This window comes from Oceanicaulis sp. (assembly GCF_965284345.1).
GTDB classification, from domain to species: Bacteria; Pseudomonadota; Alphaproteobacteria; order Caulobacterales; family Maricaulaceae; genus Oceanicaulis; species Oceanicaulis alexandrii_A.
Genome location: NZ_OZ260073.1, coordinates 410075 through 430624 on the forward strand (window position 1 = coordinate 410075; position 20550 = coordinate 430624).

The window sequence follows — 20550 nt, forward strand, 5'->3', positions numbered from 1 at the left end:
TGCTGAGATCGTGGCGACCTCTTCGATTGCAGCCCTGATCGCCGGACTGGCGCTAGGCCTTCTGGGCCTGGCGCTGGTTCGGCAATCCTGGATCCGGCGACAGGGTTCGCACCTCTATCTGATGATAGCGGGGTGGACCCTGATGCTCGTGTCTGTCTGGCCATTCGTGATCGCCCTGGGACCGGACCTGGGCGTCACGGCAGCCTTCATCGCGCCCATGCTGGGCGCGGTGGGCGTTTTGGCGCAAGGGATGAGCCACCGCGTGACTTCCCCCGCCCTCAAGGCCGCCCCCGTTTCAGACGGCGACCGATCCCGCTGGGTGGCGAGCCTGCGCACCCTGTCTGTCGCCGCGCTGGCGGGACCTGTCTCTCTGGGCGTGACGCTGATCGCCAGCATTGCGCTGTTTCGTCTGACCCAGACTTTGAGTTGGAGCATGGCGGACAGCCTCTTCGCGGCCTTGGTCTTCGCGCCGCTGGCCTGGGCGGGCTTCGCCGTCGTCTGCGCGCTGGGCGCGCCCTTGCGCTGGCGAACGGCCGCCCTGGTCGGCCTCGCCATTCTCTTCGCGATTTGTGCGCTTCTGCTTCCGCCTTCTGTTTCGTGAGACCCTGACTTATGGCCGCCTCCTCTCGCCCCTCACTCTGGCCCGACCTCTCCGCCAAGCTGGTCGCGCGCATGCTCTCCGCCCATGCCGGGATCGGCGTCGTTCTGGGCGCCTTGCTCTACATCGTCTCCCTGAGCGGGGTTCTGGTGGTGTTTCACGCTGAATTCGCCCGCTGGGAACAGCCCCATATCACCGAAGTCAGCGCCGCATCGCCGGAGCTGGCCGCACGCGCGGCGCAAACCCTTCTTGATCATGCGAGTGCGGCTGGCGAGGCGCCGGACCGGATCTCGGTGTTCATGCCCACCCCCGATTCCCCGCGCCTGGCGGGCGGGTATGGCGACACCTACTGGTTCATTGATGAGAGCGCGGCTCTGGGCGAGACGATCGACCATGGCTTCTCAGAATTCCTGATCGACCTGCATTACTATCTGCATCTGCCGTCCACGTTGGGCCTGATCGTGGTGGGGCTTCTGGGCGTGATGATGCTGGCGCTGGTGGTGTCCGGCTTCATGGCGCATCCGCGCGTCTTCAAGGATGCGTTTCGCAGCCACAAGCCCGGCAATGGCCAACTGAGTCTGGCGGACCGCCATAACCGGCTGTCGGTCTGGGGCGCGCCCTTTCACATCATGATCCCGCTGACCGGCTCGGCCTTGGGGCTGGCCACCCTCGTGGCGCTCACCCTGGCGCAGACCCAGCCGGGCATGGACGTCACCGAGATGTTCGACACGGTCTTCGGTCCGGGCGCACAGGAGACCGCCCAAGCGGGGCCCCTGCCCGATATCGCTCAGGCCCTGCGCGTGGTGGAGACCGATTTCGCAGACGCCGGCCTGTCGCCCTGGATCGTGCAGATCGAAAACCCGGGACAGGATGGCCAGACCCTGCAAATCCTGACTGCGGCGAACCAGCGCCTGATTTTCGGCGAATACCTGCAATTCTCTCCGGACGGCGCCTTCATCGGCAAGACCGGGCTGGACGACGGCGCGTTTGGTCAGCAGGCGACCGCCTCCGTCTATAATCTGCATTTCGGCAATTGGGGCGGGGTTCCGGTCAAGCTGGTCTATGTGGCTTTGGGCCTCGCGCTGTGCGTGGTCTGCGTCAGCGGCGTCCAGCTCTGGCTGTACAAGCGCGCCCGCAAGAAAGGCCCGCAACCGCTTTTGGAGCGCAGCTGGATCGCTTTGGTCTGGGGACCGCCTGCCCTGATCGGCCTCGTGCTGGCGCTCGACCGGGTCCTGGGTCTGGCGGACGCCTTGATGCCCGCCGTGTTCTGGCTCGGGCTTGTGATCCTAACCGGGTTGAGCGTTTTCGTTCCTTCCAAAGCGGCTCTGTCACGCGGTCTGAAACTAGGCGGCGCAGCGCTGATCCTCATTGGCGCGGTCGGGCATTTCCTGGCCTATGGCGTGTCCGGCTTTCAAAGCCCGGCGGCGTGGGGCGTGTTTCTCGGCATGCTGGCGTGTGCTCTGGCGCTGGGGTCCAATGCCATGCTGAGCCCAACAGACCGCAAAGCCGCCAAGACCGAAACCGCCGACACGCCTGTGCAAGCCTAGACCAACGCCACGTCGTCTGCGCTGCGGGGGATGGGATCCATCACCGATGTCGGACAATTGAGCCAGGCGGTCACCTGCCCCCAGCGCTGAAAGCCCCGCGCCGCGAACTCGCGCGCCCTGAGCGGCGGCAAGGGAGCCCTGACCATTTACGGTTACTGCAAGTCTAAGTGTTTTCTTGGCGACGCCTCAGTGAGGCGCCATTCTTGGAGACCTGATCAGCCGGGGGGCCCTATCCGTGAAACGACTTCTCTTCATCGCGCTTGGCGTAATCATCGCCGTTATGTTGATCTTAGGCGGAGCCTTTGGCGCCTTCATCTGGAAATTTACTCCGAAAATTCCGGACGCTGATTATGCCGAGCCCGCAAACCAGACAGAAGCGCGCTTGCAGGATTTCGATTATCTGCGTCGCATGCCTGAAGCGGACAAAAGCTTCTCCCCTGAAGAGTTGGTCGCCTTTAATGCTGTGATCGACGATCTGGAACGCCGCGCCGAGACGATGACCGATGCCGAGTTTGTCATGGGCGTGTCTGCGGCGGGCGCTGTCACCGAGAATGGCCATTCCGGCGTCAGCATGCGCCGGACCATGAATTTGCTGAACAGCTTGCCGGTTCGCTTCGCCTGGTTTGCTGACGGCCTGCATATCGTCCGCGCACGCGCCGAACACGCCGATCTCATCGGGGCGCGCGTAAATCTCTATGAAGGCCAGACGCCTGAAACGTTCTATCCGCAAATGGATCCCTTTTTCGGCGGCAATGACAGCTTCCTGCGTCAGAACTCCGCCTCCTTCTTCGCCGCCCCGGCCTCGTTTCACGCGGCGGGGCTGATCGACCAGCCCGACCATGTAACGCTGGAGCTGGTCGGTCTGGATGGCGAGACGTTTTTAGAAGAGCTTGACGTTGAAGATCAGGCGACTGGCTTTATGGGCGTTCAGCGCAATGCGCTCGCTCGCCCTTTTGAGGTTGAACTCGACAGCGGTCATGACTGGCGCTTTCTTGATCCCGCTCTGACCGAGGCGACCTGGTTTGGCCGTCATCCCGAGCAGGTCTTGTGGGCGGACACTCTGGACCATGGCGGCGTGTACTGGCGCATGCGCAATGTGTTCGGCAACGCAGAAACGCCTTTGCCGGGCTGGCTGGACGCTCAGGCTCAGACCCTGCGCGACGCTCCGGCGAACTATCTGGTGCTTGATCTCAGAGCGAATGAAGGCGGGGACTACACCCGCGCCATGGCGGTCGCCAGCAAGATTGGTGAACTCGTGCAGCCTGACGGTCATGTCTATGTTCTGACCGATGGCGACACCTTCTCCGCCGGGATCGTGACGGCGTTCTACGCCCTGCATGGCGCCGGTGAGCGGGCCGTCTATGCCGGTTCCCCCATGGGAGACGACATGCAGTTTTGGGCTGAAGGCGGCGGCACGCCCATGCGCCTGCCTAATTCCGATATCGCGATTTACGTCTCTACCGGCTATCACGACTGGGAAAATGGCTGCACTGACTGGTCGCGATGCTTCTGGATCAACACCCTCTTCGGGGTCGCGCTCGGCCCTGTCGAGGTGGAGCTGGAGGCCCCGCTTCTGTTCTCAGACTATGCGCGCGGCGTTGATAGCGGCATGGAAGCGATCCTGGCGATAGAGGCCGAACGCGCCTCCCATAACTAGGCGTCCCTCAGGGTGAGCACGCCTACAGCTCCAGCGAAAATCCAGAAAAAGCCGAGCCAGAGGCTCGCAAGGGCGAACGCCCGCCCGCAGCGCCAGCGAGGATACAGGAAAACCGAGCCCGAAGGGTTCGCAAGCGCGAACGCGCGCCCGCAGCGCAGCGAGGATATCTAAGTCAAACAATACAGGCGGCGGGCCTGAAGTCTCAGAGCCCCGCCGCCTGCACGTTTCGCTAGTTCGGCCCGAACGGAGCGACGCCGGGCGTCCAGGGCGCATCGACCTCGGACATAGCGGCCTCAAAGGCCGGGATCGTCTCACCGGTCAGGGTCGAAAGACGCTCCCGGATCGCCACAAACTCCGTCTCGGCCATGCCAAGCTGGGCCTCATGCGCCGACGCCGGGCCGTACGTGGCGTTCGCCGTGCCCAGGATCGCGAAGGACAGGCGTGACCCCACCGTTTCAGGCTGGGCGCCATAGAAGCCGCCATGGCTCTGATTGCCGCCTAGGGCTTCCTCGATGTCAAACAGCGTCTGACGCAATCCTTCGAGCTGATCATCCAGCGCCCCGGGCGCCGTGCGCGAGCGATGCAAGGCGGACTGCAGAACAGCCAGGCGGACCGAAGTCTGCTCGATCGTGGCGCTCGCCGCAGAGACTTCCCGCTGCAAATCGGCGATCCGCTCCCAGAAGGCCACGACCTCATCATCGGGCGAGCCCGGCAGCGCGCCTTCGGTCAGGCGTTCCACCTCAAGGGTCTGGCGCTCCCCCAGAACCGTGGTTTCGCCATTCTGCTGGCGCACCAGTTCCACCGTGTACGTGCCCGGCGCCACCAGGAAGCCCGAGGTTTCGGACTCCGGCGTGTCCGGGGCGGTCACCGCGCTGGCGCTGGGATAGGTGAGATCCCAGTTGACCCGGTGAAAGCCCTGTCCGGTCGGCCCGGACAGGCGACGCACCACATTGTCGGCCTCGTCGCGAATCACCAGCCAGACGCGCGGCGGCGCTTCGCGGCGCTCGGCCTCGATCACGTCAAAGCCGGGGAACGGGGTGTCCTCATAGGCGTCATTGGCCGCCTCTTCAGCCTCCTGGCGAACCTCTTCGGAGGTCTGCAGCGCTTCGGCCATATAATAGGTGATCGTCGCTCCGAAATCGGGATTGGGCGCGTAGAAATAGCCATTGCCCTGATAGCCGAACTGGCCAAACCCCAGCTCGTTGCGCTCCTGATACCACCAGGCGCGGCGCACCGGGAACAGCTGCGTCTCGCTCTCCAGCATGGGTTCGCTGACCGCACGCAGCGGCGAGATGTCGTCCAGCACATAAATCGAGCGACCGAATGTGCCGACCACCAGATCGTCCTCCCGCTCATGGATCAGCAGATCCCGGGCCGGGATCGGCGGCATGCCCGCGCTCATCTCCACCCAGTTCTCGCCGCCATCAAGCGTGAAATAGACGCCGAATTCGGTGCCGACAAACAACAGGTCGGGGTTCTCATGGTCCTGCACGATGCGCCAGACTACCGCGCGCTCCGGCAACCCATCGGTGATCATCCGCCAGGTCCGGCCATAATCGTCCGAGCGCATCAGATAGGGCGTGAAGTCACCGGATTTGTGATCATCGAGCGCCATGTACACCGTACCGGCGTCAAACCGCGACGGCTCGAAGTCATTGATGTAGGCGCGGTCCGGAACACCGCGCAGCCGGCCCGCCTCCGTCGCAGCCCAGTTCTGCCCGCCATCGCGCGTGATCTGGATCAGACCGTCATCGGTGCCGGCATAGATCACGTCCTCGTCCACAGGCGATTCCGCCAGCGCCGAGATCGTGTTGTAGATCGACATGGCGTACAGGTCCCAGCCCGCATCCCAGGACCATTGCCGGCCCATAATGGGCAACAACATGCGATCTTCATTGCGGGTCAGATCGCCGGAGATCGCCTGCCAGGCGTCGCCGCGATCATTGGACCGCCAGACCCGCTGGGAGGCGTGATAAAGCCGCGTCGGCTCATGGGAGGAGACGACGATGGGCGCGTCCCAGTTGAACCGCTCGGCGGGTTCGCCCGGCTGCGCCTGGGGCTGGATATAGACGACCTCGCCGGTGCTGCGGTCCACCCGCACCAGATTGCCCTGCTGCCAGCTCGAATAGGCGATGTCGGGATTGCCCGGTTCGATGTCGGGTTCATGCCCGTCGCCGAACAAGGTCACCTCCCAGTCTGAATTGCGGATGCCGTGACGGCTGTCCGTGCGGGACGGGCCCACCTGGGTGGAGTTGTCCTGGGTGCCGCCATACACGTTGTAGAACGGCTCGGCGTCGTCGATCGCGATGTCATAGAACTGGGTGATCGGCATATTGGCGATGAACCGCCAGCTCTGCTGATTATCCATCGTCTCGTAGAGCCCGCCGTCAGACCCGACCAGCATGTAGTCCGGATCGGTCGGGTGAAATCCGATGGCGTGATCGTCCACATGCTTGTGTTCGTTGTTCAGCCCCGTGAACGTCGCCCCGCCATCGTCGGAAATCTGGGTCGTGTTGGACACCAGGATGATCCGGTCGAAATGGTGCGGGTGGGCGTAGAGTTCCTGATAATAGTGCGGGCCGGTGCCGCCCGAGACGGTGTCAGACATCAAGGTCCAGCTCTCGCCGCGATCACTGGAGCGATACACCCCGCCCTGACGCCGCTCGGTCTCGACGGCGGCGTAGAGGATGTCGGGGTTTTGCGGCGAGATGGCCAGGCCGATCTTGCCGATGTTTCCGGTCGGCAGGCCGCTTGTCACCTCCCGCCAGGTCTCCCCGCCGTCATCAGAAACATGAATGCCGCTCTCCGGCCCCGCGCCCATATAAGCCGCTACCGTGCGGTGGCGCTGCCAGGTCGCCGCGACCAGCCGGTCGGGATTGCGCGGGTCCATGACGATATCGGTCACGCCGGTCCATTCGCCCGCCGACAGCACAAGGTCCCAAGTCTGCCCGCCGTCCGTCGTCTTATAAAGGCCGCGTTCGCCGCCTGCGGACCAAAGCGGGCCCTGGGCGGCGACCCAGAGCGTTTCGGGATCATCGGGGTGCACCAGGATTTCAGAAATCCGCTCGGAGTCCTCAAGCCCCATATGCTCCCAACTCTGACCGCCATCCCGGGACCGGTAGATCCCGTCGCCATAGCCGGCATGGCGGCTGCCGGTGTTCTCTCCGGTTCCCACCCAGATCGTGTGCGGATTGCTTGGATCGACCGTGACCGTGCCGATTGAAAACACGCCGGTGTCATCAAAGACCGGCGTCCAGGTCGTGCCAGCGTTGTCGGTGCGCCAGACCCCGCCCGAGCCTACGCCGACAATCCAGGTCGCGGGATCTTCAGGCATGATTTCAATGTCAGAGATTCTCCCCGCCATGAAAGCGGGACCGATCGAGCGGAACTCGAACCCCGCAAACGTGTCCGCGTTCATCACGCCCTCATCCGCCTGTTCGGCGGGTTGGGCGCAGGCGGCCGGCGACAGCAAGCCGCACACAGCAGCGGCAGTGATCCAGCGTTTCATGACAAAGTCTCCCCGAGCGTATTTGTTTGGCGAAGACCCTACCCCCTCTGAGAGGAAAGAGAAGACCGCATACGAAACAAAACTGTCGCAGTCCCGGCGCCGCCTCTTGACCTGAACGGCGCGGTCGCGACCATGACCTCTATGAAAATCAGCAAGCTTATCCGCGACATTCACCATTGGGGCTCGCCGGTCCTGATGCTCCCGCTTGGCGTCATGATCATCGCCGGGCTGTTCTTGATGGTGAAAAAGGACTTCGACTGGATCCAGCCGCCCACCCAGCGCAGCGCCGTCGCAAGTGAGGGCGCGCCCGACCGCACCCTGGCCGAGCTTTACGAAGCCGCCGCCGCCATTGAGGTACTAGAGATCACCGCCTGGGACCAGTTTGACCGGATCGATGTGCGCGCCGACCGCGGCGTGGTGAAATTCGTCGCGCCCAATCGCTGGGAAGCGCAGATCGACATCGCCACGCTGGAGGTGGTGTCGCTGGAGTATCGCCGTTCGGACCTGATCGAGCAGATCCATGACGGCTCGTTCTTCGCCGACTGGGTGAAGACCTTCATCTTCCTGCCCGCCGGGGTGCTGCTGCTGGTGCTCTGGCTGACCGGGATCTGGATGTTCTTTGATCCCCACATCAAACGCTATCAGCGCAAAAAGCGCCGCGCCGCCGCCCAGCGCGGCTAGAGGCGGCCTCGTTCAGGCAATCACGCGCAGCGCCCCCCGAGCCCTGCGGGCTCGCGAGGCCAAAGGCCGCCCGCAGCGAAGCGAAGGAGAACAGGAAAACCGAGCCCGTAGGGGCTCGCAAGGGCGAAAGCCCGCCCGCAGCGAAGCGAGGATATCTCTTTAAAAAACCTGGTGCGGGCGGCCGGACTTGAACCGGCACGGGCGTTGCCGCCCAACGGATTTTAAGTCCGGTGCGTCTACCAATTCCGCCACGCCCGCATGCGCGCCTTCTTCAGACACTGTGTCTCCTGAATACGAAACGGGCCGGACTTTGAAAAGTCCGGCCCGCTGTCGTTTCGCAGAAGGATGAAACGCCTAGAGCGCAATCCGAAAAGTGGGTACCGGTTTTCGGAGAGACTTGCGCGTCAGAGATCTAGCGTTTGATCTCGTCCTGGCTGGTGATGATCTTGCCGCACAGGCCGTAATCGACGGCCTCTTTGGCCGAGAGCCAGAAATCGCGATCAGTGTCTTTCTCGATCTGATCGAGGGATTGCCCGGTGGCGTCGGCGAAAATCTGGTTCAGGCGTTCCCGCATGGAGCGCATCTCGCGCACCTGAATCTCGATGTCAGAAGCCATGCCGCCGGCGCCGCCGGAGGGTTGGTGCAGCAAGAAGCGGGTGTTGGGCAGCGCATACCGGTCTTCTTTGGCGGCGCCGACAAAGATCAGCGCGCCGGCGCTGGCGACCCAGCCTGAGCCGAGCACGATCACACGCGGTTTGATGAATTTCATCGTGTCGTGGATCATGTCGCCGGATTCCACATGGCCGCCGGGCGAGGAGATGACCATCAGGATCGGGTCGTCCGACTTGGCCGCCAGCGCAAAGAGCTGGGCGCAAACCTCGCGTGCGGTCTTGTCGGAGATTCCTCCGGTGATCAGGATGGTGCGGCTTTCAAAGAGCGCCTTGCCCACATAATCAGGGGTTTTCGGCGCGTCCTTGTCTTCGCCGTCTTCGTCGTCATTGCGGATGATCGGGTCGGTATAGCCGTAAGACATCGGCGGCGGTCCTCAAAAAGGCTTGAGGCCCTGAACGCTCAGGGCCGGTAAGGCGGGTTCAGGCCAAAACGTAAGATGGCCCGCGCTGGACGGCAAGCATGGCCTCCAGCATGTTAAGGGGCAGTTGCTTTACCGCGCATTGTCGGCAAGCGCTTGCAGCGCGGTTTCAATGGTCTTGAGCACGGCTTCATCCGTGCCGCGCGCCACCAGCGCCACCCCGCGCGTGATGGAGCCGTCCTCAGCTTCCTTGAACCACGGGTAAGAGCCCAGTGACACAGACGGATAATCCGCCTGCATCTGGCCCAAAGCTTCGGCGAGATCGCCTTCGCGGGCGTTTTCATGCCGCACGGTGACGGAATGGGTGACCTTGCCGCGCGTCAGACGCGGGGCGATGTCTTCAAGCATGCCGCGGGCGATTTTCGGCACGCCTGCCAGCACGAACACATTCTCGATCTGAAAGCCCGGCGCGCCGGTCACAGGGTTCTCCACCAGAACCGCGCCCTCGGGGATACGCGCCATGCGCAAGCGCGCGGGCGTGATCTCGGTTTTCGTCTTGGCGTACCAGTGCTCAAGAATCTCGCGCGCATCATCGCGCACATCGATCGAGCGCCCGAACGCCGCCGCGACCGCGTCGGCGGTGATGTCGTCATGGGTCGGGCCGATGCCGCCGGTGGTGAACACATAGGTGCAACGCGCCGACAATGCCTGCACCGCCTCCACGATGGCGTCCTGATCATCGGACACGATCCGCACTTCGCTCAGACCAATGCCCAAGGGCGCCAGGAATTCAGCGATCTGCTGCACATTGATATCGCGGGTGCGGCCCGACAGGATTTCATCGCCGATCACCACAATGCCGGCGCTGACGGCCTCTGAATTCGCTTCACTCATGACCGCCCCTCTCTTGCGTGCGTGTTGGGGGAGACTATGGTCCCGCCCTTCCCGCTCTCCAAGGTCTTGTGATGCGATTTCCCGCCCCGCTCCATCCCGGCGTCCTGATCAAACGCTATAAGCGCTTCCTGGCCGATGTGGAGCTGGACACCGGTGAAACGGTGACCGCGCATTGCCCCAATCCCGGCTCGATGCTGGGGCTGAAGGATCCGGGCAGCCGCTGCTGGCTCAGCCACACAGACGATCCCAAGCGCAAGCTCAAATACACGCTGGAAGTGCTGGAAGCGGACAACACGCTGGTGGGCATCAACACCAACCGCCCGAACCGGCTGGCGGAAGACGCGATCCGCGCGGGCGCCATTCCTGCCCTATCGGGTTATGACAGCCTGCGGCGCGAGGTGAAATACGGCGTCAATTCGCGCATCGACCTGCTGCTGGAAAGCGCGGACCGGCCTGTCTGTTATGTGGAAGTGAAGAACTGCCATCTCATGCGCACGCCGGGCCTGACCGAATTTCCCGACAGCGTCACCAGTCGCGGCGCCAAGCATCTGGGCGAGCTGAGCGAGATGGTGCGTCAGGGCCATCGCGCGGTGCAGCTCTTTGTCGTCCAGCGCAATGATTGTGATGTGTTGTCCCCGGCCGATGATCTTGACCCGGTCTATGCGCAAGCCTTGCGCGACGCCTCGACTGCGGGCGTGGAAGTCATCGCCTGGGCGTGCGACATCACGCTCGAGGGCATCGAAATCGTGCGTGAGATCGAGGTGAAGCTGTGAGCGAACAGAGCGTGTTGAACCCGGCAGACGCCGGCTGGGACCTGCCCCGCCCCTTCATCCTGCCCGTCACGGTCCGGGCGGAGGATATCGACGCCTTCGATCATGCCAACAACTCGGTCTATCTGCGCTGGGCGGATCAGAACGCCTGGGCGCACTGGGCGTCAGACGGGTTTCAGCCTGAAGACTGCCGCGTTGAGGATCGCGGCATGGCGATCGTGCGCACAGAAGCCGATTATCTGGGCCATTGCCGCTTGGGCGACGAGATCGCCTGCGCGGTCTGGATCGCCCGCTCTGACGGCAAATTACGCGCCGAACGCTGGTATCAGTATCGCCGCGTCTCGGACGGCGAGACGGTGTTTCGTGCTGTGACCCGGCTGGTCTGCTTCCAGCTGAGCACCGGTCGCCCCGCCCGTATGAGCGGCTCTTTCGCGCGCCATTACGCCAAACCGGCCGCCGATCTCAGCGCCGCCGCCGATGCGCTGGACGCCCGGCTGAAACGCAGCTGACGCTCCTCCCGGCTGCGCATTACCAACCGGAAAGTTTTTCAAGGCGTCACACGCGCCTATAGTCCGCCCCAATGTGATTAAGGGGAGACTATCATGCGATTTACACTCGCTGCTGCGGCCAGCGCTCTGGTGCTGACCGCCTGCGCCAGCGTTCCGGCGCCCGAAACTGCTCAACCGCAAGCCATGGCGCCCGCCGTCAATGCGGCGTCAATTGAAGCGCATATCCGTTTTCTGGCCGATGACCTTCTGGAAGGCCGTGAAGCGGGCGAGCGCGGCTATGACATCGCCGCCGCCTATATGGAAAGCCAGTTCCGCCTGATCGGGCTGGAGCCGGGCGGCATGGAGGGCTATCGCGCCGAAGTGCCGCTGCAGGTGATGTCCGCCAATCAGGACGAAGCGAGCTTTGTTCTGGATGGTGAAGCACTGACCCCGGGACAAGACTTCGTCGTTGCGTCACACGCGACGCTGGATAGCGCCAGCATCGAAGCTGAGGCGGTGTTCGTCGGTTTTGGCCTCGATACCCCGCAGCTGGGCTATGATGATTACGAAGGTCTCGATGTGACCGGCAAGATCGTGGTGGTTCTGGCCGGCACGCCGGGTGAGTTGGCCTCTGACATCAGCGCGCACCTGAACTCCAGCCGCACCAAGGCGCGTTTCGCCGCCGACAATGGCGCCATCGGCATGGTTCAGATCGCGCCTGAAGGCCTGACCCGCCGGACTTTTGCGCGCATGGCGCCCTTCGCCGCCGGTGAGAGCATGACCACCGAAGCCGCCTCCGCTGCGTCCGAACTGCAGGTGCGGGCGATGATTTCCGACGCCACCGCCGCGCGTTTGTTCGAGCTGGCCGGCCAGGATTTCGCCGCCATCATTGAGACCGCAGCCAACGGGGAAAGGCCCGAAGGCTTCGCGCTGAACCAGACGCTTAGCCTGTCGGCTGTGACCGAGCGCGACATGGTCTATTCCGACAATGTCGTGGGCGTGCTGCCCGGCTCTGACCCGATGCTCGCGGACGAGCCGGTGATCATCACCGCGCACCTCGATCATATCGGCATCTGCCGTCTGGAAGAGGATGTGGACCGGATTTGTAATGGCGCGCTCGACAACGCGTCGGGGTCCGCGATCATGATCGAGACCGCCCGCGCTCTGGCTGACGGTGAACGCCAGCGCCGCCCGGTGGTCTTCATCGGCCTGACCGCCGAGGAAAAAGGCCTACTGGGCTCAGCTCATATCGCCGCTAACATCACGCCGGCCATGGACGGCATGGTGGCCAACATCAATCTGGACATGCCGGTGATCCGTTATGAGTTCAATGATCTGATCGGCTTTGGCGCGGAGCATTCGAGCCTTGGCCCCATCGCGGACGCCGCCGCCCGCACCGTCGGCGCCAGCATCTCAGAAGACCCGCTGCCGCAGCAGGCGCTCTTCGTGCGCTCGGATCACTACAACTTCGTGCGCCAGGGCGTGCCGTCGCTGTTCCTGATGACAGGCTTTTCCAGCCCCAATCCGGACGATGACGAGGGTCAGGGCTTCCTCAACTTCCTGGGCGGAGACTACCACGCGCCCGGCGATGAAGTGGATAACGGCGTGATGTTTGATCAAGGCGCCAAGTTCGCCAACATCAACCTCGCCATCATCCAGGCGATCGCCAACAGCGATGAGACCCCGCGCTGGAACGAAGACAGCTTCTTCGCCCAGTAAGCTTAAACTGCGACTGAATGCGCGCCCGGACCGAGGACATGTTCCATCACGGTCCGGGCGCCGCTATATAGGGGTCAGGTAAAGACAGGATAAGACGTGACTGACACCGGCTTGGACCTCGACGTCGCGCCGACGCGCGACGGGCATATCAAACGCCACACGCCCGAGGACTTTGAGGGCATGCGCAAGGCGGGCCAGTTATCGGCCCGGGCGCTGGATATGCTGGTGGAGTATGTGAAACCCGGCGTCAGCACCCAGGCCCTCGATGATCTGGTGCGCGAATTTTATTTCGACCATGGCGCGGCCCCGGCGACGATCTTTTATCGCGGCTACACCAAGTCGAGCTGCACCTCGATCAATCACGTCGTCTGTCACGGCATCCCCAACAGCAAACCGCTGCGCGATGGCGATATCGTCAATATCGACGTCACCTGCATGCTCGATGGCTGGCATGGCGACACCTCGCGCATGTTTGGCGTGGGCGAGGTCAAGCGCAAAGCCGCCCGCCTTGTTGAAGTGACCTATGAAGCGATGATGCGCGGCATCGAACAGGTCAAGCCGGGCAATCATTTCGGTGATATCGGCGCCGCCATCCAGGAATACGCTGAAGCGCAACGCTATTCGGTCGTAAGAGACTTTTGCGGCCATGGTCTGGGCCGACTGTTCCATGACTCGCCCAACGTTCTGCATTTTGGCGAATACGGCACGGGGCCAGTGATCGAAGAAGGCATGTTCTTCACCATCGAACCCATGCTCAATATCGGCAAGCCGGGCGTCAAAATCCTCAATGACGGCTGGACCGCGGTGACGCGCGACAAATCCCTGTCCGCCCAGTTCGAGCATTCCATCGGCGTGACCCAGGACGGGGCTGAGCTCTTCACCAAATCCCCCGCCGGACTGGATCAGCCGCCCTGCGGTTGATCAACTTTCTCACCGAAGTTTAAGTGTTGTTTCTATGGTGAGTGTTTCACAACGCTCAGCCAGAAAGCGTTCCCCTCACAGATGAACGCATCTGCTTACTGGTGTTGGGGTCAGGTCATGAAACAGTTTCTTACAGGTCTTGCGCTCAGCGTTTTGACAGCGCCCGTTCAAGCCTTGCCCCCTGAGGCGCAAGAGGCCTGGCAAGAAGACCTGGCGGTCTATGCAAGCGAGCTGGAAGCCCGGCACATCGATCTTCACCACACCCTGCCAGAAGCGATATTTCAGGCGCGGCTGGACGCGATCATCGCTGAACTGCCAGAACTGACCGAGCCCCAACTCATCGCACAGCTGATGACTCTGCATCATGAACTCGGCGACGGCCATACGGCCATTCCGCTGTGGGGATATGGCTATGACCGCTTCCCGATCACCGCAATGTTCATCGGCGACCAGCTTCTCATCACGGGCCTGCGCGAACAGGATAGTGAGTTTCTGGGCGGGCTCGTCCAACAGGTGAATGGCCTGTCGGTCGGCGAGCTTCTAAGCCGGCTCGCCCCGATCGCACCCTTTGCAGAAAACGAGGGATCGCTGCGCGTTCGCAGCTCCGCTTACTTCCCCGTTGCTCCCCTGCTGGAAGCGATCGGCGCCAGCGATACATCTGAAACGCTGACCCTGACCGTACAGACCGCATCCGGAGAGCGGGACACGCTGGTGCTTCCGGCTCGCCCGGCTGAAGAGTACGGCCCGTCCCTGCAAGCCACTCTCAGCGCCAGAGAAAGCCTGGACCCAGACGCCGTTCTCGCTCAGGCGCGCGGGCTGAGCTTTGTCTATGACGCCGATCACGCCCTCGGCCTGATCCGGTTTGACCGCTACCCACAAGCTCCGGAGATGGACCAGTTCGCCGCTGAGGTTGTCAGCCATATGCGCAGCCTGGAAGGGCGGAATCTGGTGATTGATCTGCGCGAGAATTATGGCGGCGATTTCTACACCGGGCTGCGTCTCGCCCATCAGCTGAACCTGCTTGATGAACTGGACTGGCGCGAAGGCGTCTATGTCCTCACCAGCCCCCTCACCTATTCTGCAGCCATGAGCAACGCCGCTCAGTTTTCCGACATTCTCAATGCGAGGCGGGTGGGCGAACCGACAGGCGCCACGCCCTGCGGCTATCAGGATATGGGCCAGTTCAGCCTGCCCAATTCCGGCCTCGGCGTGACATACTCCAAGCGTCAGTTCTGCTTTGCCGAACCGGTTGAGGATGCACTGGCGCCGGACGTCTTGATCCCTGTGACCGTTGATCAATGGCGCAATGACGAAGACCCCGTGCTGGACTGGGTTCGCAGCGATATTCAGTCCCGCCAGAACGCGGATTAAACCCAACTTATCCGCCCCCTCCCCAAGCTGAGCCATACTCTGCCTCGTTCCTTCCAGGGCGGGCGGCCGGCGCGTTCAGGCTGGGAGGGGCGGGATGTCCCGAGCATAGAGGCTGGAACGCTGTCTCTAGGCGAAAAGGCGGACCATCACCGAGCGGTCCAGGGTAGCGGCGTCTGAGGAGACGTTGACTGCACCGGCGGCGCGACAGCGCAGAAGTCTCCGTGCGGTGGTCCCGACAAAACGTCTCAAGCGCGGGAGCCGGGTATGGCTCTCAAGACTTATCGTTCACCTCTAACGGCCCGCTCCCGCGCGACCCGTCATGCTTCACCCCTGCGTCTATGCGCGGGGCTATTGGTGTTTCCCCTCTCCCCTCTTTCCCGGCCCCCAATCAAGTTGAGGGTAAACTCCAGCCGGGATCCAGTGATCATCAAGCGCCACGCATCCGGCTCTGGGTCCCGGCCTTCGCCGGGAAAGAGAAAAACCTTGCCCAAAACAAAAAACCCCGGAGCCAGGCTCCGGGGTTTTCAAATCGTCAAACCCAACAGGGCTTAAACCGTGACGCCTTTCAGGCGCGCCTTGGCTTTCTCGGCGCCGATCAGCGGCAGGATTTCGGCCATTTCCGGACCGCGTTCCTGCCCCGTCAGGGCCATGCGCAGCGGCTTGAACAACGCCTTGCCCTTGCGGCCTGTCGCCTCTTTCAAAGCGCCCGTCCAGACGCTCCAGCTTTCGCCGGTCAGCGCGCCCGCGGGCAGCATGTCGCCAGCCTGGGAGACGAAGTCTGCGTCTTCATCCGCGATGGCGGGCGTGACCGGGCCTTCGATCAGGCGCACCCATTCGATGACGTCTTTCACAAAGGTGAGGTTCGGGCGCACGGTCAGCCAGACCGCCTCGCCGCCATCCGCATCCAGCGCCGCCAGTTTCGGCTGAGCGTCAGCATAGCTCATGGCGTGAACCAGCTTGGCGTTCAGGCGCTTGAGCTCTTCCGGATCAAACCGCGCCGGGGTGCGCGACAGCTTGCCGAACTCAAACTCGACAGCGAGCTGCTGCAAATCATCGCGCGCATCGACCGCGTCCGACGTGCCGATCTTGGCCAAAAGCGAGCACACCGCCATCGGCTCATAGCCGTCAATCTCGCGCAGGTCTTCAATGGACAATGAGCCCAGACGCTTGGAGAGCTTGTCGCCGTCCGCCCCGACCAGAAGCGCGGTATGGCCCATGGCGGGCGCCGAGCCCTGGCCGCCCAGCGCTTCGAAAATCTCGATCTGCGCCGCCGAATTGGTCACATGGTCTTCACCGCGAATGATGTGGGTGACGTTTGAGTCCAGATCATCCACCACGCTCGGCAGGGTATAGAGATAGCTGCCGTCAGCGCGAATCAGGATCGGGTCAGAGACCGAGCTGGTTTCAATATGGCTCGGCCCGCGTACGAGATCGGTCCACTCGATGCGACCGCCGGACAGCTTGAAACGCCAGTGCGGCTTGCGGCCTTCGACGTCGAGCTTGGCCTTGTCCTCATCGGTGAGGCTGAGCGCAGCGCGGTCATAGACCGGCGGCTTGCTCTGGGCGCGCTGGATCTTGCGTTTGCGGTCCAGCTCATCCTCGGTCTCATAGCACGGATACAAAAGGCCCTGATCGATCAGGCTCTGTTTGGCCGCTTCATATTTATCAAAGCGCTCTGACTGTTTGAAGGTTTCGTCCCAGCTCAGCCCCAGCCAGGTGAGATCCGCCTTGATGGCGTCTTCATTCTCCTGGGTGGAGCGCTCCAGATCCGTATCGTCGATGCGCAGCAGAACCGTGCCGCCCTGGCTCCGCGCAAACAACACGTTCAGCAAGGCGGTGCGCACATTGCCCACATGCAGGCGGCCGGTGGGACTGGGGGCGAAACGGACTTTCACGGTCATGGATATCGGCTCTGATTCTATAAAAAGGCGCCGCACAAGTGCGCGACCTAAAGCGCGGCTTTAGACCGCCGCCAACGACGCGTCAAACATCAGAGTGCGCGGAAGAACTTGATGATCTGTCCAAGCGCGGCGATGCTTGCGCCTTAACCGTGGGGACCGGCCATGACGTCACAATCCGAGCCGCCGATGGAGCAAGGGCCGAAAGGCCCTCAGCTTGATGAATTGCTCGACGGGCTGATGGGCTGGAACCAGTCCTTCTTGAGAACTCTTCGCGATGGCTTGCTCGCGCCGGAACGGGTCGCCCATGCGGTTCTGACTCAAGAGCGCGATACCTACGCCTCGCCGCTTCGGCTTCTGATCTTCCTGTTCGGCATCTACACCGCCCTGACCGTCTTCATCGTCGGGGGAGAGCTGCAGTCCATTGAAACCGTGACACCCGCCCCCGCTGAGGTTCTGGAGGCCTGGTTTGTTGAGCAAGGGACAGATCTTGCGACAGTGAACTCTGTCTGGAGCTTCTGGCTGAATATCCTGGTCTGGCCGATCATGGTGATCTCCTCCTTCCCGTTTGCTCTGCTGTTCAAGGCCTTTGCGCCCAAGCGAACGCTATACGGCGCGGTGCTGGTCTATCTGACCACGATCAACACCATGACGGCGGCGCTGATCCTCTTGATGCTGGGCCTGGTACTGGTTTCAGACAGCCAGACAACCATGCTGCTGAGTCTTTTCGTCTCCACTGTGATCTATTTTTACGTCACCGCGCGCGTGGTCTCGGCGCATTATTCGAGCAGCCTGATCGGGACGATACTGAAGGTCTTTTCCTTCGTGCTGTTGACCCCGGTCACACTAGTGCTCACGGTTGCGCTGCAAATCGTCGCATTCGATCAGGTGATGGAGCATCGTTTTGATCTGAATGTGACAGATATCATTGAGCTTACAGGAGAGCCCGCGCCATGAAATCTCGCGAAATCCGGCTGACGCAGCATTTCACCGGGCCGGTGAAGTCTGACTATTTCGAACTCTCGGAAACGGACCTTCCCGAACCTGCCGAGGGGGAAGTCGTGGTGCGCAACGCCTGGCTGTCGGTCGATCCGTATATGCGCGGCCGCATGATCGGGGTGAAAACCTATATCGACCCGTTTGAAGTCGGCGCGCCTCTGGAAGGCGGCGCCGTGGGTCAGGTCGTCCAGTCCAAGGCCGACGGGTTCGCTGAAGGCGACTGGGTGATGAGCATGAAGGGCTGGCGTGAAGGCTATGTGGCCGCCGCCGACAGCCTGACCAAGATCGACGCCAGCGTCCTGCCGCCCGAAGCCTATCTGGGCGTGGCGGGCCTGACAGGCATGACCGCCTATATCGGCCTCAAGCGCATCATCGAGCTGAAAGCGGGCGAGACCTTGTGGATGAGCGCCGCCGCTGGCGCGGTGGGTTCAGCGGGCGTTCAATTCGCCAAAGCCATGGGCGCCAACGTCATCGCCACGGCAGGCGGACAGGAGAAAACCGATTTCTGCACCGAGATCGGCGCTGACGCCGTGGTCGATTACAAGGCGACAGACGATCTGGCGAGCGCGGTGCGCGCCGCGGCGGAGCCGTTCGGCGGCGTGGACGCCTATTTCGAAAATGTCGGCGGCGACCACCTCCAGGCCGCGCTGGACGTCATCAAGCCTCATGGCCGCATGGCCGTATGCGGCATGATCGCCCGCTATAACGACGACACCCCCCTGCCCGGCCCCACCAATCTGACCCAAATCATCGCCAAGAAGCTGAAGGTCCAGGGCTTCATTCTGTCTGATCATTTTGATCTGCAGGGAGAATTCATCAAGGATTTGTCGGACTGGATGATGGCGGGCAAGGTGAAGACCCGCGACACCGTCTATGACGGCATCGAGCAGACGCCGGACGCCTTCATGGGGCTCTTCACGGGCGCCAATATCGGCAAAATGCTGGTCAAACTCTAAACGCTTGGGGCCGGGCGCGTCGATGCGGGTCCGGCCCTTCGTGCGACCACAGATAACTCTGCCTTCAACCCTAGATTTACAAAGTCGATTTCCTCGCCAATCGGTGCGCCTGTTATACGTCTTGTGAACAATTTGGCCCTAAAGGTTTATCCAACCGTTATTTGAGACAGGACGGTCGCCTGTCAGGCGTCCGAGGGTTCCCATGAACGTACAACATTTGAATGCGCGTGCTGAAGGTCGTCTCGCCGGCTTGGTCGGACTGGATGTCATTGAAGCCAGCGCCACCCGCATTCGCGGCGCCCTGACGGTGCGTCCTGAACTGCAAGCGCCCACAGGCTTCCTGCACACCGCCACCATCATCGCCATGCTCGATACGCTGGCCGGGTATGGCGCCAGCATGAATATCCCTGACCGAGCCATCGGCTTTACGACGATTGAAGTCAGCTCGAGCTTTTTCGGCGCCGCGCGCGAAGGCCGCGTCATCGGCGAGGCCGTTCCTATTCACCGGGGCAGCACGACGCAGATCTGGTCGGCCAATTGCTGGCGTGAGAGCGACAACAAGGAACTTGCCGTGTTCCGCTGCACCCAGATGGTGCTCTACCCGCCGCGCCGGGGCGAACCGAAGGAAGACTAGCTTCATCACCGACGCGTTACGGGCCAGACTGTCCCGCTCAGAGGCATGCCCGGCAGCGTCATCGGAACAGGCGCCAAGCGCTGGGGCTATCGCCTGTTGATGACGGTATTGCTGATCATCCTGATTTTTGTTGGCGGCATGGTGATGCAGATCACGGCTATGCTGGGCGCTTACATCTGGCCCTGACGCGAACCGCGATACAGACGCCCCAGAACGCCGCCGCCGACACAGGCTGCGACAAAAGCCGCCAGCGTGTCATTTCCGAACATGTGCAGGAACCCTGCATAGGACAGACAGGCCGCCGCTACGGCCAGCCCGGTCGCGCTGATTCTGTTCAGCCATGAAACAGGTGCTTGGGTCATGGTTTCCTAAAAGCAAACAACGGGCCGGTTTTGAAGGCCTTTGTTTACCATAACGCGCAATTTCGCGTTAGGACTGCAAACCAATTCAGCTGATACGCCTGTATAGCCTTGCAATCGGGGTTCAGAATCGCGCTTCATGGCGCAGTCCAATGTTGGCGGCTAACGATTCTCACGCGGCCGCCTTATCCAACCAGTGGGGGGAACCCTGATGAATAAATCTGAACTCGCCAAAGCCATCGCCGACAAAGCTGGCATCACCAAAGCCCAAGCCGGCGACGCCATCGACGCGTTCGCAGACGCCATCGTCGGCGCTGCAAAGTCTGATGACTCCGTGCAACTGGCGGGCTTCGGCACCTTCCACGCCAAGCACCGTGAAGCGCGCGAAGTGCGCAATCCGCGGACCGGCGAGAAAATGATGTCCAAAGCCAAGACCCAGCTGGCCTTCCGTCCGGCTTCGGCTCTGAAAGACATCTAAGCGTTTTCCGCCCTCGGGCGGATCAAGCTGAGCGAAACCGCC

19 protein-coding genes and 1 tRNA gene are annotated in these 20550 nt (G+C 62.3%); 14 read left to right on the forward strand and 6 right to left on the reverse strand.

Annotated features, from left to right (window positions below):
• Positions 1 to 10 precede the first annotated feature (10 nt).
• From ACQ66J_RS02120 to ACQ66J_RS02130, 3 genes are all read left to right on the forward strand, one after another.
• A complete protein-coding gene (locus tag ACQ66J_RS02120) occupies positions 11 to 601 on the forward strand; it encodes a hypothetical protein (protein ID WP_430430306.1) in 591 nt (196 codons plus the stop codon).
• A gap of 11 nt (positions 602 to 612) precedes the next feature.
• Positions 613 to 2145, forward strand: a complete 1533-nt coding sequence (locus ACQ66J_RS02125; protein ID WP_430430307.1) for a PepSY-associated TM helix domain-containing protein — start codon at positions 613 to 615, stop codon at positions 2143 to 2145.
• Between the two features lie 235 nt (positions 2146 to 2380).
• Positions 2381 to 3802 carry a hypothetical protein gene (locus tag ACQ66J_RS02130; RefSeq protein ID WP_430430308.1) on the forward strand — a complete coding sequence of 474 codons (1422 nt, stop codon included), beginning with the start codon at positions 2381 to 2383 and terminating at the stop codon, positions 3800 to 3802.
• 229 nt (positions 3803 to 4031) lie between these two features.
• Here ACQ66J_RS02130 and ACQ66J_RS02135 read toward each other — a convergent pair whose 3' ends face one another.
• Positions 4032 to 7310, reverse strand: a complete 3279-nt coding sequence (locus ACQ66J_RS02135; RefSeq protein ID WP_430430309.1) for a VPS10 domain-containing protein — start codon at positions 7308 to 7310, stop codon at positions 4032 to 4034.
• A gap of 132 nt (positions 7311 to 7442) precedes the next feature.
• Between ACQ66J_RS02135 and ACQ66J_RS02140 the strand changes: the two genes are divergently transcribed.
• A complete protein-coding gene (locus tag ACQ66J_RS02140) occupies positions 7443 to 7991 on the forward strand; it encodes a PepSY domain-containing protein (protein ID WP_430430310.1) in 549 nt (182 codons plus the stop codon).
• Positions 7992 to 8160: 169 nt separating this feature from the next.
• Here the strand turns inward: ACQ66J_RS02140 and ACQ66J_RS02145 are convergent.
• The 3 genes from ACQ66J_RS02145 to ACQ66J_RS02155 form a co-directional block, all read right to left on the reverse strand.
• A tRNA-Leu gene (locus ACQ66J_RS02145) sits at positions 8161 to 8249 on the reverse strand.
• 154 nt (positions 8250 to 8403) lie between these two features.
• On the reverse strand, positions 8404 to 9024 hold the full coding sequence (locus tag ACQ66J_RS02150; RefSeq protein WP_430430311.1) for an ATP-dependent Clp protease proteolytic subunit: 621 nt from the start codon (positions 9022 to 9024) through the stop codon (positions 8404 to 8406).
• Between the two features lie 129 nt (positions 9025 to 9153).
• Positions 9154 to 9915 carry a competence/damage-inducible protein A gene (locus ACQ66J_RS02155; RefSeq protein WP_430430312.1) on the reverse strand — a complete coding sequence of 254 codons (762 nt, stop codon included), beginning with the start codon at positions 9913 to 9915 and terminating at the stop codon, positions 9154 to 9156.
• 71 nt (positions 9916 to 9986) lie between these two features.
• Between ACQ66J_RS02155 and sfsA the strand changes: the two genes are divergently transcribed.
• The 5 genes from sfsA to ACQ66J_RS02180 all read left to right on the forward strand — a co-directional run bounded on the left by sfsA (position 9987) and on the right by ACQ66J_RS02180 (position 15184).
• Complete coding sequence (gene sfsA, locus ACQ66J_RS02160; RefSeq protein WP_430430313.1) at positions 9987 to 10688, forward strand: DNA/RNA nuclease SfsA; 702 nt, start codon at positions 9987 to 9989, stop codon at positions 10686 to 10688.
• Positions 10685 to 11194: an acyl-CoA thioesterase gene (locus ACQ66J_RS02165; protein ID WP_430430314.1), complete on the forward strand. Its 510-nt coding sequence runs from the start codon at positions 10685 to 10687 to the stop codon at positions 11192 to 11194. Before sfsA ends, ACQ66J_RS02165 begins: the two co-directional genes overlap by 4 nt.
• A gap of 93 nt (positions 11195 to 11287) precedes the next feature.
• Entirely contained in the window at positions 11288 to 12892 is a 1605-nt protein-coding gene (locus tag ACQ66J_RS02170; RefSeq protein WP_430430315.1) for a M28 family metallopeptidase, read from the forward strand.
• A 96-nt stretch (positions 12893 to 12988) separates the two neighbouring features.
• Positions 12989 to 13813: a type I methionyl aminopeptidase gene (gene map / locus ACQ66J_RS02175; protein WP_430430316.1), complete on the forward strand. Its 825-nt coding sequence runs from the start codon at positions 12989 to 12991 to the stop codon at positions 13811 to 13813.
• Positions 13814 to 13930: 117 nt separating this feature from the next.
• A complete protein-coding gene (locus ACQ66J_RS02180) occupies positions 13931 to 15184 on the forward strand; it encodes a hypothetical protein (RefSeq protein ID WP_430430317.1) in 1254 nt (417 codons plus the stop codon).
• A 548-nt stretch (positions 15185 to 15732) separates the two neighbouring features.
• Here ACQ66J_RS02180 and gltX read toward each other — a convergent pair.
• A complete protein-coding gene (gltX, locus tag ACQ66J_RS02185; protein WP_430430318.1) occupies positions 15733 to 17085 on the reverse strand; it encodes a glutamate--tRNA ligase in 1353 nt (450 codons plus the stop codon).
• Between the two features lie 162 nt (positions 17086 to 17247).
• Between gltX and ACQ66J_RS02190 the strand changes: the two genes are divergently transcribed.
• The 4 genes from ACQ66J_RS02190 (at position 17248) to ACQ66J_RS02205 (ending at position 19857) form a co-directional block, all read left to right on the forward strand.
• On the forward strand, positions 17248 to 18039 hold the full coding sequence (locus ACQ66J_RS02190) for a hypothetical protein (protein WP_375548704.1): 792 nt from the start codon (positions 17248 to 17250) through the stop codon (positions 18037 to 18039).
• The gene (locus ACQ66J_RS02195; protein ID WP_430430319.1) at positions 18036 to 19037 is read left to right on the forward strand and encodes an NADP-dependent oxidoreductase; all 1002 of its coding nucleotides are present in this window, start codon (positions 18036 to 18038) and stop codon (positions 19035 to 19037) included. The genes ACQ66J_RS02190 and ACQ66J_RS02195 overlap by 4 nt, the downstream gene beginning before the upstream one ends.
• Before the next feature lie 202 nt (positions 19038 to 19239).
• Positions 19240 to 19671 carry a PaaI family thioesterase gene (locus tag ACQ66J_RS02200; protein ID WP_375548702.1) on the forward strand — a complete coding sequence of 144 codons (432 nt, stop codon included), beginning with the start codon at positions 19240 to 19242 and terminating at the stop codon, positions 19669 to 19671.
• Positions 19672 to 19716: 45 nt separating this feature from the next.
• Complete coding sequence (locus tag ACQ66J_RS02205) at positions 19717 to 19857, forward strand: hypothetical protein (RefSeq protein WP_430430320.1); 141 nt, start codon at positions 19717 to 19719, stop codon at positions 19855 to 19857.
• Here the strand turns inward: ACQ66J_RS02205 and ACQ66J_RS02210 are convergent.
• The gene (locus ACQ66J_RS02210; protein WP_375548700.1) at positions 19842 to 20033 is read right to left on the reverse strand and encodes a hypothetical protein; all 192 of its coding nucleotides are present in this window, start codon (positions 20031 to 20033) and stop codon (positions 19842 to 19844) included. The genes ACQ66J_RS02205 and ACQ66J_RS02210 overlap by 16 nt on opposite strands.
• A gap of 208 nt (positions 20034 to 20241) precedes the next feature.
• Between ACQ66J_RS02210 and ACQ66J_RS02215 the strand changes: the two genes are divergently transcribed.
• Positions 20242 to 20508 (forward strand): HU family DNA-binding protein, encoded by a 267-nt coding sequence (locus ACQ66J_RS02215; RefSeq protein ID WP_028284481.1) that lies wholly within the window; start codon positions 20242 to 20244, stop codon positions 20506 to 20508.
• Positions 20509 to 20550 lie beyond the last annotated feature (42 nt).